Below are 13,876 nucleotides of genomic sequence, written 5' to 3'. Positions count from 1 at the left end.
GGGAATACGGGATGAAAATGGACAAACCCAAGATTCAGGAGCAGTTACTCGAACTGGAAACGATTGCATTCCTGGAATCCAAAGTGGAGTACAAACACAAACTGATCGAGAACATCATGCTGGATCAACAGGAAGCGAGTAAGGTTTCCTTTGAAAATGTTGTATTTAGACATGTGACAATCTCGGAGTCTACCTTGGAACAATTTGAATTCACCGATGTCAATCTCTCTGGTGCCTTCATGCATCGAATCGAATGGCATAACTGCAAGTTTGTCGGAACGGATTTTTCCAATAGCCGATTGCAAAATGTCAGTTTCCTTCATGGTCTAGGCGACTACAGCAATTTTCGTTTTGCCGATCTGAAACAGGTCTCCTTCTCGGAATGTACCTTGATTGGTGCGGACTTTGCCTATCTGGCACTGCAAAAAATGGAGTTCAGTCAATGTAACATCGACCAAGCTTCCTTAACAGGCACCAAACTGAAGGATTTGGATCTTAGCGATTGCGAATTTGACTCCTTGGTGCTGACGATGGAAGATCTCAACGGTTGTGTGATTTCACCACATCAAGCCGCCACATTTGTAGGATTAATGGGTTTGATTATCAAATAAATGGCGTGATCACATTTATGGGGTTGCCAAGATAGTGGAAGTGTGTATAATTGGAGACACATTAGAATAAAAACAGGTTTTCTAGGGTTCCGCGATGGATGTGTCGGTCTGGTCCGAGAGAAAACCCGCAACCTGTTGGTTGTGCCACGGAGGGATAAAAGCCTGGGAGATGAACTGCTACATGCAGTTTGTTTCCCGGGCTTTTTTTGTTTTTACGCTAATGTACCCATACTAGGTGTAAAAAAATGAATTAGAGAAAGGGAGTTACAGGAATGAATAAAACGTGGATGTCGGTTGTGATTGCTGCGTTGTTTGAAGTGGGTTGGGTCATTGGATTGAAACATGCCAGCGGTCTGCTGGAATGGGGCTTTACACTGGTTGCAATTATCATTAGCTTCTCCTTGATGATTGCAGCTTCGCGGACACTGCCTGTGGGAACCGTGTATGCAGTATTTGTTGGCCTGGGTACCGCTGGCACGGTACTTGCAGAGATTGTTCTGTTTAATGCGACTGTTCAAACCGGAAAAATGGTACTCATTGGTGTACTTTTACTTGGCGTGATTGGTCTTAAAATGCTGAGCAAAGAGAAGAATAAGGAGGTGCAGCTATAATGAACTGGGTATTTCTTATCTTGGCAGGTATATTTGAGATGATCGGAGTGCTGATGATAAACAAGTTGCACAAAGACCGTAATCTCATTTCACTGGTTCTATTGGTAGCCGGGTTTGGTTTAAGCTTCCTGTTCCTGTCCCTTGCGATGGAAACTCTTCCGATGGGGACAGCATATGCCGTATGGACGGGAATCGGGGCCTCCGGTGGTGCCATTCTGGGCATGGTGTTTTATGGAGAACCTCGAAATGCCCTACGAATTCTGTTTATCGCTATGGTGCTCGGATCGGCAGTTGGTCTTAAATTGGTCAGTTAAACAAAGTGATTTTAAAAAGATAATGTACAAATTACGTTTTTAATGGTATCCTTATACGTTACGTGTGAAATAAAAGATGCGTCTTATTGATAGATGTGCGTAAATGAAGGAGACAACATGACATTTAAGGACTTAAATATTATCCCCTCTATTATGGAAGGGTTAAGCAAAGCAAACTATACTAATCCTACCCCTATACAGGAACAGGCCATACCAGCTGTATTAGCTGGCAGAGATCTGCTGGGATGTGCACAGACAGGAACAGGCAAGACGGCAGCATTTTCAGTGCCGATCATTCAATTATTAAGCGAAAGATCCAAAGGGCAAGGATCGAAGTCCGCACGACATATTCGCTCATTAATTTTGACACCAACACGAGAACTGGCTATTCAGATCGCGGATAACATCAAGGTATATAGCCGGTATACGGACATTCGTTGTACGGCAATCGTTGGCGGCGTTTCGCAAAAAGTGCAAGAGCGTGCGTTGAATCAAGGTGCAGATATTATTATCGCAACGCCTGGTAGATTGAACGATCTGATTAACCAGAAACGTATTGATCTGAAGATGGTTGAGATTCTCGTTCTGGATGAAGCAGACCGGATGCTAGACATGGGCTTCATTCATGATGTGAAAAGAATCATTGCCAAAATGCCGAACAAAAAGCAGACGCTGTTCTTCTCAGCTACGATGCCTCCTGAAATCACCAAAATGGTTAAAACCCTGCTGGTTGATCCAGTCAAAGTAGAAATCACACCGGTATCTTCAACGGTAGACCGCATTGAGCAGTCTATTTATTTGTTGGAGAACGGCAAGAAGCAACATATGTTGAACCAAATTTTGGAGGATAAATCCATCGTCACGGCATTGGTGTTCACACGCACGAAGCGCGGCGCTGACCGGGTTACACGTGATTTGGCCAAAGTGAATGTTACGGCACAGGCTATTCATGGCAACAAGTCTCAGAACGAGAGACAACGGGCACTGAACAACTTCAAGAGTGGTGCAACACGTGTATTAGTTGCGACGGATATCGCGGCAAGAGGAATTGACGTGGAGGAACTGTCACATGTCATTAACTTTAACCTGCCTAACATTCCGGAAACGTATGTTCACCGTATTGGACGTACAGGGCGGGCAGGCAAAAGCGGGATGGCCATCTCGTTCTGCGAGAAGGATGAACTTCCATTCCTGAAGGATATCGAGAAAGTAATTAAAAAGACGATTCCTGAAGTTAAAGGTCATCCGTATCCGATGACAGGTGTACCTGTGTTTGATAAAACCAGCAAAGCATCAGGCAGTAAACCTTCGTTCAACAAATCGGCTGCAGGCAAACCGGCGAAGTCCAAAGCTAACCCAGCACGCAAGCCCAAATCCGAATGGTTTGCCAAGAGTGGTAAATCAAACAGTAGTCGTTCAAACGACGGTAGACCCAATAGCAGTAGATCAAACAGCAGTAGCAGTAAATCAAACCATGGCTCATTCAGCCGCAGCAGCAAAACTAGGAATGATAGAGCCAATTAAGAGTTAAATAAATCCAGATAAAACCTTCTCCATTCATTTGGAGGAGGTTTTATTATGTGCTTTTATGTACAACGAGCTTATTTACATACGAACTTACATTCGGTATCATTATATCGTCCACTGGTGAAAGGGAGGTACTGACTTGAAGGATACGATGATTGAATACAGTTTGAACAAGAAAGGTGCGACCAAGGATTATCCATTTGGGCCTGATCCAGTCGCGATTAAGGTTGCGGGTAAGATGTTCGCTCTTATTTTTGAAAACAAAGAAAAGAAATGTCGCTTAAACTTAAAATGTGATCCAATTATTGCAGAGAACCTGAGAGAGCAGCATGAAGCAGTTCAACCGGGATATCATATGAACAAAAAGCACTGGAATACCATTACGCTGGATGGTTCCTTATCCGATGAGGATGTCTATGTCATGATCGATCACTCCTATGATATGGTTGTCCAATCCCTTCCGAAAAGGATTCGGGATTCTCTGAACGGTAAGAGATAAGAAGAAATATATGAGGTAGGTAAAAGGCTAATGGTCTGCTTCTCTAACAGAATGAATATCCTATGAAAATGAAGACATATTTGAAGTCCATTTGGTTCCATTACCTTGGAAATAAACAAGATCGAACGGCCTTGTTTAATGTGGCTTCCCTTGTTATCAATGCTGTAACAGGGATAGGCAAGTTAATCCTGGGCATATATCTGTTTTCGGGATGGTTCATTACAAATGCTGTATATTATCTGATTCTTTGTGTGGCTAAAGGCCAAGTGCTCCATAAATATACAGTTACCAAGAGAATGGACTCTCCCGAAGAAAGATACAGATTGGAGCTTACGGTATATAAGCGCGGAGGTCTGTTCCTGTGTTTACTGGGTGTGTCCTATTCGATGGTCTGCCTGCGAATGTATCTAATCGGCGATGCTTTCATATATGAGGGTATCATTGTGTATATCGTATCTACAGTTGCTTTTACCAAGTTGGTTTTTGCCGTGTATGGTACCTGGGCGAACCGTCATCTCCATAACCCGATCATATCTACATTGAAAATGATTAACTTCACCGATGCGATGGTATCCATCGTGGTGACCCAAGCGACATTACTTACCATGCAAGGCTCACCTCTTGCATTAAAAACCAGTAGCTTGTTTGGCATGGGGTGCAGCGTTTTATTTTGTTTGATGGGGGTCTGGATGATGTTTCACAAAAAAAGGGAAACAAGCACGGATCCAAACCGATCTCCTGGCACTGAATGTTAACATTGAAGCATTATTGGCAATCCACTAAAGGAGTGATATCTATGGATCAACAACAACAGTTGGCAATGGTACAACGTATGCGTCAAAATGTCGTCGGTACAGGAGCAGCTCTTCAACCCAGTTCCACGTATGCTGTCACAGTAAAAGAAGTCATGATTCCTACAACTAAAGGTGATACACGTGTACTTGTGTATACACCGGATAGGGATCATTCCGCTCATCTGCCGGTCTTCTTTAATATGCATGGGGGTGGTTTCATCTTGGGACAAGCAGAGATGGATGATCCATGGTGTCGCCTGATCGCTGACCGTGCTGATTGTGTGGTCGTTAATATCGATTACCGTCTTGCACCAGAGCACAAGTTCCCAACGGCGGTTCATGAATGTTACGACGTTGTACAGTGGGTCCACGCCAATCCGCAATCCTTCTCGGTTAACCCGTCTCTATTCGCTATTGGGGGACATAGCGCTGGTGGTAATCTTGCTGCAGCAGTGTGTTTACTGAATCAGCAACGTGGTAGCGAGCTGCCGATTGTTCTGCAAATTATGGATTATGCCGTGTTGGATGTGGCTACAGATCCGGCCGAAAAACCGAGTTTTGAAGAAGCCATTCCAGCCGATATCGCCAGAACGTTCAATGCCATGTACCTTGAAACGCCAGAAGATGCGCATGACCCGTTGGCTTCACCTGTGCTTGCAACATCAGTAGAGGGACTTCCAGAAGCATTGATTATTACCGCGGAGAAAGATTCACTGGCCCAAGAAGCAAGAACATATGCAGCAAGGCTGGAAGCAAGCGGTGTGAAGATGACACTTAAGGAGTACGAGGGAGCCGCTCATGGATTTACGCATTCTGGGGATCTCCAGATGGCTGAGGATGCCTGGTACCGAATGAGTGACAAGATCAGAGAAGCATTTTCCAAATAACGTGTATCAGAATGACACTTAGAAGGAATCTGGTTACCTTGAAGTCGCCTAATGGCGGCTTTTTTCGTTCATTGGTGTGATTGCTTCAATGGCTTGGTGAAACCAAGCTTCTGAGCTTGCGGATGTGTTAATAAACTAGATTAGGAGCCTTATTGAGATTATAACGATATCGTTAAGGGTAAGAGTTGTTAAATTAGAGGAAATAATGACCAATACCAGGAGGTTTATTATGAACCAATATAACAGTCCATCCGATATCGCGATTCTTGGCATGGGAACGGCTCTACCTGCTCACCCCGTAGCGCAGTCAGATATTGCAGAATTAATCGCTTCTTCTCTTCAGGATCGGCCAGATTTGGCCCGTTTTGCCAGACGAATATTCAAGTCCTGTGGTGTTGAAACACGATATACCGTGGAACCGAGCTATCTGGGTTCACTGGAAGAATGCCGTTATCTGCCCTCAGGTGAGCGATCTGACATCCCGACAACCGAAGAACGAATGAATACATACAAGCGAGAGGCGCTTCCGCTCGGGATTGAGGCGGCAGAGAAAGCCCTGGAGGATTCAGGCGTATCTCCAAAGAGCATCACACATATCATCACGGTCAGCTGCACCGGTCAATATCTGCCGGGTCTTGATGTTATGCTCATCCGTCATTTGGGTTTGTCTGCCCGAGTTAATCGACTGCCGCTGATCTTTCAGGGTTGTGCCGCAGGGTTGAAAGCCATCCAGATGGCACGAGATGTCGTGCAGGGAGCTCCCGGATCACAGGTCCTTGTGGTCTGTGTAGAGTTGTGCACCATTCATTTTCAGCCCGTAAAAGATCGGGAAGCGCTGTTTGCAGCTTCATTCTTCGGAGACGCTTCTTCTTCTTGTGTAGTGGGCACACCAGAATCTCAGCACAAGAATTATTTGAGTCTGGGAACGGGTTATTCTGTGCTTCTTCCGGATTCGACTGAAGATATGACCTGGGAGGTGGGGGATCTGGGGTATGACCTGTATCTATCCCCACGTATTCCGAAGCTGTTAGGTGTTCACCTGGAAGAGGAACTGCGTCTCTTATTGCAAAGTGAACAGCTTCCTGAACTGTGGGCCATTCATCCGGGAGGACCTGGGATTGTGGACTCTGTGCAGAATGTAATGAAACTGCGAGACGAGCAAACGAAGTATAGCAGGGATGTCCTCAGAACGTTTGGTAACTTATCTTCCAATACCATTCTGTTTGTACTGAATGCGATGCGTGAGGACATGAAGGTACAGGGTCAATCCTCTACAGATGGTGTAGCCATGGCATTTGGACCGGGACTCACCGCAGAGTTGATGAAATTCACTTATGTACCCTCATTATCTTCAGTGATGGAGGAGCACGATCATGTCCTTTTTTAGAACATTATCCATTCGAGCCAAGGAAGATGAGTTGATGGATGACTTCTCTCTGGGAGGGGAGGAGCTGCGTGAAGCGCTTAGACATCTGAGACGTCTTAACAAAATATTTGCAGCACCTGGCCCAATTCTGGCTGGTGTCGAGAAGTTATGGAACTCAGTCGGTAAGCCGAATAAGCTGACCCTGCTGGATGTGGGGGCAGGTTCAGGAGATGTGAACCAGAAACTACTGCAATGGGCGGACCGTCAGGGCGTTCAGCTGGAGATTACGCTGGTTGATCTGACGGAAGAAGCGTGTGAGGAAGCGAGACAACTATTCCGTCACGAACCCCGAGTCCGGGTACAACGTGCCGATCTTACACAACTGCCGGATGCTTCAGCAGATATCGTGACAGGTTCCCAGTTTGTACATCATTTTGACGGAGATCAGCTGGTCGATATGGTTTCTCATATGCTGCGAGCATCCAGATACGGTGTCGTCATTAATGATATTCACCGCCACCCCGTATCCTATAAGGCGGTCTGGATTACTACACGGATGATCTCGCGCAATCGTTATATTCGTCATGATGGGCCTCTTTCCGTAGCCAAAGGTTTTACAGGGAGGGATTGGAAGGAACTTAAACAACGTCTCAATCATGATACGATGACCTATGAATGGAAGCCCTTATTCCGTTACTCTGTTGTTATTCCCACGAAAGGCAGGTGATCTTACGTGTCGAAATCGATAGATGTGTTTGTCATCGGAGCCGGAATTGCCGGCAGTACATGTGCAATGCAACTGGCAGGAAAAGGCCATCGGACGCTTTTGCTGGATCGCCAGGAGTTCCCGCGGCACAAAACCTGCGGTGAGTTTATGTCACCCGAAACCAAGGAGATGTTAGAAGTTCTGGACATTCACCTTCTGGACCAGTCGAAGAAACCCAGCACCATGGATCATGCCAAAATCGTTATGCCACAAGGCGGAGTGATTGAAGCACCGCTGCCGGGATTCGCATATGGCATAAGTCGATATGAGCTGGACCAGAATTTGCATCAGAAGGCGCTGGAGGCCGGAGCCCAGATTGTGACCAAAGCGACCATAACGAGCATCGAGCAGCTTGAGGATGCCAGTTATGAGGTTCAGGTGAAACAGGGAGATGAGCGGATCAGCTACAGAGCCAAAGCCGTTATCGGGGCACATGGGACCAAAAAGCCGCGCGGGATGGCTTCCGCACCTGATCTGCGGGACCAAACCGTATACGTTGGCGTTAAGTCCCACTTCAGCGGGATAGAGATTCCCGCACGCGTAGAGTTATATTTTTGCGAGGGTGGTTACGTGGGCATTTCTCCGATTGAGGATGGTATTGTGAATGTCGCCGCATTGTTGACACTGGATACCGTCCAGGGAAGTGGCAAGTCTGTAAACGATATTTTACAGGCGGCATCCCTGACAAACGTGAGTTTGGCGGCCCGTTTAGCCGAGGGAAAACCTGTAGATGGAACGCAAGTGTCGATTGCGCCCTTGCATCTGTCCAACGTTCCTGAGCCGTGGTCCCAATATCCGCATATTGGGGATGCCATGCTGATGATACCACCCTTATGTGGAGACGGAATGTCCATTGCTCTTCGCTCCTCACTCCTGTGTGCAAGGTGGACTGACAAGTACCTGCAAGGTGACATTGAACATGCCGATTGGCAGAGTAATTACACGCTGGAAGCAAGCCGTGAATTCACCCAATTGCTCAGACGCGCAAGAAGAATTCAAAAGCTGGCTTTTGCCAAAACCAATAAATTCTATCCTGGTCTGGCCCGGATGATCCCTGGTCTAGCCGCTTATGTAGTGAAGGCCACACGGTTATCCGAGATGAACACAGCGCGCTAATAGGCTGAAATTTTGCTCAATACTTATGCGAAAGAGGTTGCTGACGGCGGCCTCTTTTTTGGCGTACAAACATTAATTTTGTGGAGACAGTTTGGAAATTCGGGAAATGCTCGTATAATAGAATCTAATGTAATGATAGAGAGTTAATTCAGATGAAATGTCGGGAGGCACTATTTAAGATGAACTATTCATTTTCCAATCGTATCGCAGCACTGCAACCATCCATTATTCGTGAGATTCTGAAGGCTTCTTCTGGACAAAATGTGATTCCATTCTCCGCAGGAAATCCTGCTCCGGAAACCTTTCCTATTGAGGCGATTCGCACATTCACTCAATCCATTCTGGAGCATGACCCGGTCACAGCTCTGCAATATGGGATTACGGAAGGATATGTTCCCCTCAGGGAAGCATTGACTCAACATTTGAAGACAGGTTTTGATACCGGTAAACCATCCGATCAATTGTTCATTGTATCTGGAGCGCAGCAGGGGATTGAACTGGCCTGTAAAGTATTCTGTAATGAAGGGGACACGATCATCTGTGAGAGCCCGAGCTTTATCGGTTCCCTGAACTCCTTCCGGGCATCCGGTGCAAAGCTTGCCGGTGTTCCGATGGAAATGGACGGTATGGATATCGAGAAGCTGGAACAGGCGCTGCAAACGGAGCCTAATGTGAAACTGATCTACGTGATCCCAAGTTTTCAGAATCCGACGGGTGTAACAACGAGTCTTGCAAAACGTAAGGCCATATACGAGCTGGCTAAGAAGTATGGCGTGATGATTTTGGAAGATAACCCGTACGGAGAACTTCGATTCAATGGAGATGATGTGCCAACCATCAAGTCTATGGATGATGAGGGTCTGGTCATCTATGTTGGATCATTCTCCAAAATTCTGTCGGCGGGACTGCGCGTTGGTTTTGTACAAGCGCCACATGAAGTCGTAGAGAAGATGGTTGTTGCCAAACAGGGAGAAGACGTACATACAGCCATGCTTCCACAGATTCTGGCGTACAAGTTCATGACAGAGTATGATTACGCGGGGCACATTAACTGTATTCGTGAGGTATATCGGAGAAAAGCAACATTGATGATGGACAAGCTGCAAGAGCATATGGGTGAGTCCATTACCTATACCCAACCGGATGGTGGGCTGTTCCTCTGGTGTGATCTGCCAGCACATGTGCCAATGCTTGATTATGCCAAGACAGCGGCAGCTCAAGGGGTTGCGGTTGTACCGGGAAATGCATTCCTGGTGAACGAGCAAGACCCTTGTAATGCCATCAGACTTAATTTCTCAACTCCGTCAGACGAACAGATTGTCAAGGGTGTAGAGATTTTGGGGCAGGTATTGAAAGGGTATAACGCTTAAAAATGCTTCAATGTGATATATTTACGAAAAGCCGCCGATTGGCGGCTTTTTTGGGCTTTTTCTCGTCCTTAATTATCAATTAAAGCACTTAATTCTGCCTGAAATACCTTTTGATTCTTCTGATTGAAAGTACTCAGCAGTACTGTAACAATCCCATTTCCTTTTCGTCTGGGAGTCAGTCCAATGACTTCTGCAATGACATGAAGTTCATCATCCGGAAAGACCGGTTTCAGGAATTGAATGTTATTCATTCCGGTGCCCGCCACGACATGCTCTCCATAGACCCCAACCTCAATCCATAATTTAAAGGAGATATTCATCGTTTGCATGCCAGAAGCAATTAAACTGCCGAATCGGCCTTGCTTGGCCTTTTCCTCATCCAAATGCATGTACTGTGGATCAAAGATTGTGGCAAACTCAATAATATCACGCTTGGATAATGCCAAGGATGTGGTTTCGTAGCGCTGACCTATTACATATTCACTAAATCTCATGAAGCACCTCGGTTTCTTTAATATGTTTTTTCGTAGTTGATGTTCTGCTAAGAGACATGACCGAACTGACGTGTTAAAATGCTAGTGAACTATCCCATGTGTATTGCTGTGTTACTGCCATGAAGGACTAAACAGATGAAACTGTCTTTGAGGAGTATATATGATGACAACGATTAAAGATGTAGCCAAGATGGCTGGTGTAGCCAGTTCGACCGTATCTTGCGTACTCAACGATAAAGGGAATGTAAGTGAGCCAACAAGACTCCGAGTACTTGAGGCAGCGAGTCAACTCAATTACGTTAGGCATGGTCCTGCATCGGAATTAAAACGAAATAGTACACAAACCATTGGTGTTATTGTCCATGACATGTCCAGTCCGTATTTCTCGGATTTGGTGAACGGAATAGAAACCGTTGTCATGAGTCATGGATACGATATGATCGTATGTAGTTCGTTAGGTGGAGAGAAATCTACAGCCCATCGTTACATTCGTGAAAGAAGAGTTGACGGAGCTATTGTTATCGCTCAGAATATTCAAGATCAATTGCTGATTGAAGCATCTGAAGCAGGGTTTCCGATTGTTGTCATGGATCGGGATCTGGATGCTCAACATATTGTAAAGGTTTTGATGAGTGATACGCAAGGCGGTTACTTGGCTACCCGTTATCTGATCGATAAAGGGCATCGGACAATAGCTTATATTAGTGGCCCGTCACAATCGGAATGTAATCTCCATCGTTATCAAGGTTATTTGAAAGCCTTGAAGGAGGCAGGCATTGAAGAGAACCCCGAATGGAAAATTGGCGGACAATACATGAAGCAAGATGGCTACAATGCAGCCAAGAAACTGCTTGAAGGAGAGTTGCCATCCGCTGTATTTTTTGCCAATGATGAAATGGCCATCGGCGGCTTGGAAGCCTTCAGGGAGCATAATATCTCAATACCTGAGCAGTTATCCGTAATTGGCTTTGACAATATACCTGCATCTCAGTACATGAATCCACCTTTAACCACATTTCGTCAGCCGAAGAGGGATGCAGGCCAGCTTGCAGGTCATGTTCTCTTCCAACTGCTGAACGGAGAGATCGTAGAGACGTTATATACACTGGACATCCAATGCGTGGAACGTGATTCTGTTCGGCTCCTCAACCTGAGTTGAGGAGTTTTTTTCCATTCTATAGAAATTTTAAATACTTAAAAAGAAAGGAGAGTAGACATTTATGCATAATATAAAGACGAGGAGTTATTTGCGTTGGAAATAAATGGAGGTTGATACGATGGGCGTACCCACTTTTTTGGAGACAGGCCACATGCAAGAAGGTTTTCCCATTCGGGTAATTCATACAGGAAATCAGTTCAATTATGCTGCACACTGGCATGATGAGGTTGAGCTGGTTCTCGTCAATGGAAAAAGCGCCAGAATTGGTGTGAACGACCACGTGTGTGAGTTGGAAAAAGGGGATGTGCTGCTGATCAAACCAGGGGATGTGCACTGCTTTTTGCCGGGGACCGAACATTTGACCATTATCTTGTTCCGACTCGAATTGTTAACCGGGAGTTTCACGACCGAAGCCGAAATTCAGGATCTCGGGCAACTGTTCAACAAAACAACAGTTATTCCCTCGAATACGGGAAGTCAGAACAATCTGACTCAATATATAGATGACATCATTACCGAGAAGAAAAATCAGAAGCCGGGATACCGATGGTTAATGGTATCCAGGTTGTATGATCTCATCATACTTTTATTGCGTACAAAAGTACCGGTTCCCACCGATGAATCATCATCTTCAGGATGGGCTTGTACCTCCTCCAAAAAATTTGAATTCCTTGAATCGGTCTGTGAATACCTGGAGGAGCACTATGCTGAGCCCATTAAGCTGGAACAGGTGGCGGAACATATTAAATTTAGCAAGTTCCATGTCTGCAAGCTGTTCAAAGAGATCAAGGGCGTAACACTGATGGAATACTTGAATCATTTTCGAATTATCAAGTCAGAGTGGGCCTTATTGTTCCGTCAGGATACAATTCTGGAGATTGCGATCGGACATGGATTTAACAATGTTAACTCCTATAATCGTCTTTTCAAAAAATATAATGACTGCACACCCTCCGAATTTCGTAAGAAACATCGTACGAATATCACAAAATATGGAGGGTAATGCACAATATTTGTGGAGAAAGCCCTCTCCAAAATCAATATACTCTAATAAATTGTAAGCGTTTCCTTTTTGAAGGAGGGGGCCTATGAAGAAGTGGTTTAAGCCAACTATTGTATTTGTATGTGCAGCGATGTTGTTAGCTGGTTGTCAGTTCAGTCCATCGAATCAAACCAAGCAACAGGAGATTACTGTGTGGAGTTTTACGGATGAAGCAGGGTACGCCATCGAGAAATTCGAACAGAAATATCCTGACATCAAAGTGAACTTTGTCAACATCCCCGGTAATTTCTATATCACCAAGCTGAAATCTGCACTACAGACAACCTCGAAGGCTCCAGATGTATTTATGATTGAAAATGCTAATATTCGAGAACTGATTGACGTTCCATATCTGGAGAATCTATCAGCTTCGCCGTATAACGCCAATGAACTTATTCAGGAACAATATGCTTTTGTTCAGGCCAATGAACAGGACAGTGAGGGAAATGTCAGAGCGATAGGTTATCAGGGAACACCAGGGGGCATCTACTATCGTCGGGATTTGGCCAAGAAATATCTGGGCACCGATGATCCTGAGCAGGTGGGTTCACAGATCGATACATGGGAGAAGATCTTCCAGATTGGAGAGAAGGTACAGCAACTTAGCGGGAATAAAGTACATGCATTGGCGAATTGGAATGCTATATCGAATTCGTATGATGGTATACCTTGGGTGAAGGACGGCAAACTTGTCATCGATCCAACGTACTTGGAAGTGCTCGATCTTGTACGTGAAGCACGTGAGCGAAATGTACTTGCCGAGTATGAAGATGGAAGTGCCGGTTACGCTGCATCCATGCAAAAAGGAGAGGTCATGTTCTATCCCGGGGCAACCTGGGGTTTGCAATATACGTTCAAGGCGAACGCTCCGGATACCGAAGGCATGTGGGGCTTAGCCCAGGGACCGTCAGCCTTTAGTTCAGGTGGAACCTATATCGCGATGTACAGTAAAAGTGAGAAAAAGGATTTAGCCTGGAAGTTTATTGAGTTCTATAATTTTGACCACGATTTTCTATCCGAGTTAGCGAAAGAACAGGATTATTTCACCAGCAACATGGTTGTGAATGATGAACTTGCCCCGTCTCTCTCATCGTCTTATTTGGGAGGACAGAAGCATTTCGAGTTTTTCTCGGAGGCTGCAAAACGGGTACCTGTATACGAACGCACCAAATATGATGCCACGATTAACAATGATATCTACAAGATTGTACTCCAGTTATATCTCAATAAGGACATTCAGACCAAGGAAGAAGTCGTAAAGCGAATCAAACGTGATGTCACCTTGAGATTTCCGGAGCTGGAAGTGGATTAGCTTATAAG

15 protein-coding genes and 1 riboswitch are annotated in these 13,876 nt (G+C 45.3%); of the genes, 14 read left to right on the top strand and 1 reads right to left on the bottom strand.

Annotation, left to right across the window (positions count from 1 at the left end; genetic code table 11):
• Nucleotides 1–11: 11 nt before the first annotated feature.
• The 11 genes from AC6CIF_RS19210 (at nt 12) to AC6CIF_RS19160 (ending at nt 9,861) form a co-directional block, all read left to right on the top strand.
• The gene (locus AC6CIF_RS19210) at nt 12–611 is read left to right on the top strand and encodes a pentapeptide repeat-containing protein (protein ID WP_498201154.1); all 600 of its coding nucleotides are present in this window, start codon (nt 12–14) and stop codon (nt 609–611) included.
• Between the two features lie 70 nt (nt 612–681).
• A riboswitch (guanidine-I (ykkC/yxkD leader) is annotated at nt 682–782 on the top strand.
• Nucleotides 783–883: 101 nt separating this feature from the next.
• On the top strand, nt 884–1,222 hold the full coding sequence (locus tag AC6CIF_RS19205) for a DMT family transporter (RefSeq protein WP_036608190.1): 339 nt from the start codon (nt 884–886) through the stop codon (nt 1,220–1,222).
• Complete coding sequence (locus tag AC6CIF_RS19200) at nt 1,222–1,536, top strand: DMT family transporter (protein WP_017688611.1); 315 nt, start codon at nt 1,222–1,224, stop codon at nt 1,534–1,536. The genes AC6CIF_RS19205 and AC6CIF_RS19200 overlap by 1 nt, the downstream gene beginning before the upstream one ends.
• 117 nt (nt 1,537–1,653) lie before the next feature.
• Nucleotides 1,654–3,060: a DEAD/DEAH box helicase gene (locus AC6CIF_RS19195; protein ID WP_341007324.1), complete on the top strand. Its 1,407-nt coding sequence runs from the start codon at nt 1,654–1,656 to the stop codon at nt 3,058–3,060.
• A 142-nt stretch (nt 3,061–3,202) separates the two neighbouring features.
• Nucleotides 3,203–3,562: an MmcQ/YjbR family DNA-binding protein gene (locus tag AC6CIF_RS19190; RefSeq protein WP_076211911.1), complete on the top strand. Its 360-nt coding sequence runs from the start codon at nt 3,203–3,205 to the stop codon at nt 3,560–3,562.
• Between the two features lie 62 nt (nt 3,563–3,624).
• Nucleotides 3,625–4,317 (top strand): hypothetical protein, encoded by a 693-nt coding sequence (locus AC6CIF_RS19185; protein ID WP_076211913.1) that lies wholly within the window; start codon nt 3,625–3,627, stop codon nt 4,315–4,317.
• 41 nt (nt 4,318–4,358) lie between these two features.
• On the top strand, nt 4,359–5,243 hold the full coding sequence (locus tag AC6CIF_RS19180) for an alpha/beta hydrolase (protein ID WP_498201151.1): 885 nt from the start codon (nt 4,359–4,361) through the stop codon (nt 5,241–5,243).
• Between the two features lie 229 nt (nt 5,244–5,472).
• Nucleotides 5,473–6,630 carry a type III polyketide synthase gene (locus AC6CIF_RS19175; protein WP_498201150.1) on the top strand — a complete coding sequence of 386 codons (1,158 nt, stop codon included), beginning with the start codon at nt 5,473–5,475 and terminating at the stop codon, nt 6,628–6,630.
• Nucleotides 6,617–7,336 (top strand): methyltransferase domain-containing protein, encoded by a 720-nt coding sequence (locus tag AC6CIF_RS19170; protein ID WP_498201148.1) that lies wholly within the window; start codon nt 6,617–6,619, stop codon nt 7,334–7,336. The genes AC6CIF_RS19175 and AC6CIF_RS19170 overlap by 14 nt, the downstream gene beginning before the upstream one ends.
• 6 nt (nt 7,337–7,342) lie before the next feature.
• Entirely contained in the window at nt 7,343–8,491 is a 1,149-nt protein-coding gene (locus tag AC6CIF_RS19165; protein WP_498201146.1) for an NAD(P)/FAD-dependent oxidoreductase, read from the top strand.
• 179 nt (nt 8,492–8,670) lie between these two features.
• Nucleotides 8,671–9,861 carry an aminotransferase-like domain-containing protein gene (locus AC6CIF_RS19160; protein ID WP_498201144.1) on the top strand — a complete coding sequence of 397 codons (1,191 nt, stop codon included), beginning with the start codon at nt 8,671–8,673 and terminating at the stop codon, nt 9,859–9,861.
• A 68-nt stretch (nt 9,862–9,929) separates the two neighbouring features.
• Here the strand turns inward: AC6CIF_RS19160 and AC6CIF_RS19155 are convergent, their stop codons facing one another.
• Nucleotides 9,930–10,355, bottom strand: coding sequence for a MaoC family dehydratase (locus AC6CIF_RS19155; RefSeq protein WP_076211924.1), 426 nt, complete (start codon nt 10,353–10,355; stop codon nt 9,930–9,932).
• Nucleotides 10,356–10,518: 163 nt separating this feature from the next.
• Here AC6CIF_RS19155 and AC6CIF_RS19150 point away from each other — a divergent pair, with 163 nt between their 5' ends.
• The 3 genes from AC6CIF_RS19150 to AC6CIF_RS19140 all read left to right on the top strand — a co-directional run bounded on the left by AC6CIF_RS19150 (nt 10,519) and on the right by AC6CIF_RS19140 (nt 13,868).
• Nucleotides 10,519–11,514 (top strand): LacI family DNA-binding transcriptional regulator, encoded by a 996-nt coding sequence (locus AC6CIF_RS19150; RefSeq protein WP_076211926.1) that lies wholly within the window; start codon nt 10,519–10,521, stop codon nt 11,512–11,514.
• A gap of 118 nt (nt 11,515–11,632) precedes the next feature.
• Nucleotides 11,633–12,517, top strand: a complete 885-nt coding sequence (locus tag AC6CIF_RS19145) for an AraC family transcriptional regulator (RefSeq protein WP_076211928.1) — start codon at nt 11,633–11,635, stop codon at nt 12,515–12,517.
• Nucleotides 12,518–12,602: 85 nt separating this feature from the next.
• On the top strand, nt 12,603–13,868 hold the full coding sequence (locus AC6CIF_RS19140) for an ABC transporter substrate-binding protein (RefSeq protein WP_076211930.1): 1,266 nt from the start codon (nt 12,603–12,605) through the stop codon (nt 13,866–13,868).
• Nucleotides 13,869–13,876 lie beyond the last annotated feature (8 nt).

The organism is Paenibacillus sp. GQ49 (assembly GCF_059759055.1).
The sequence above is the reverse complement of the archived record's forward strand: the minus strand, read 5'-3'. Positions and strand labels throughout refer to the sequence as shown.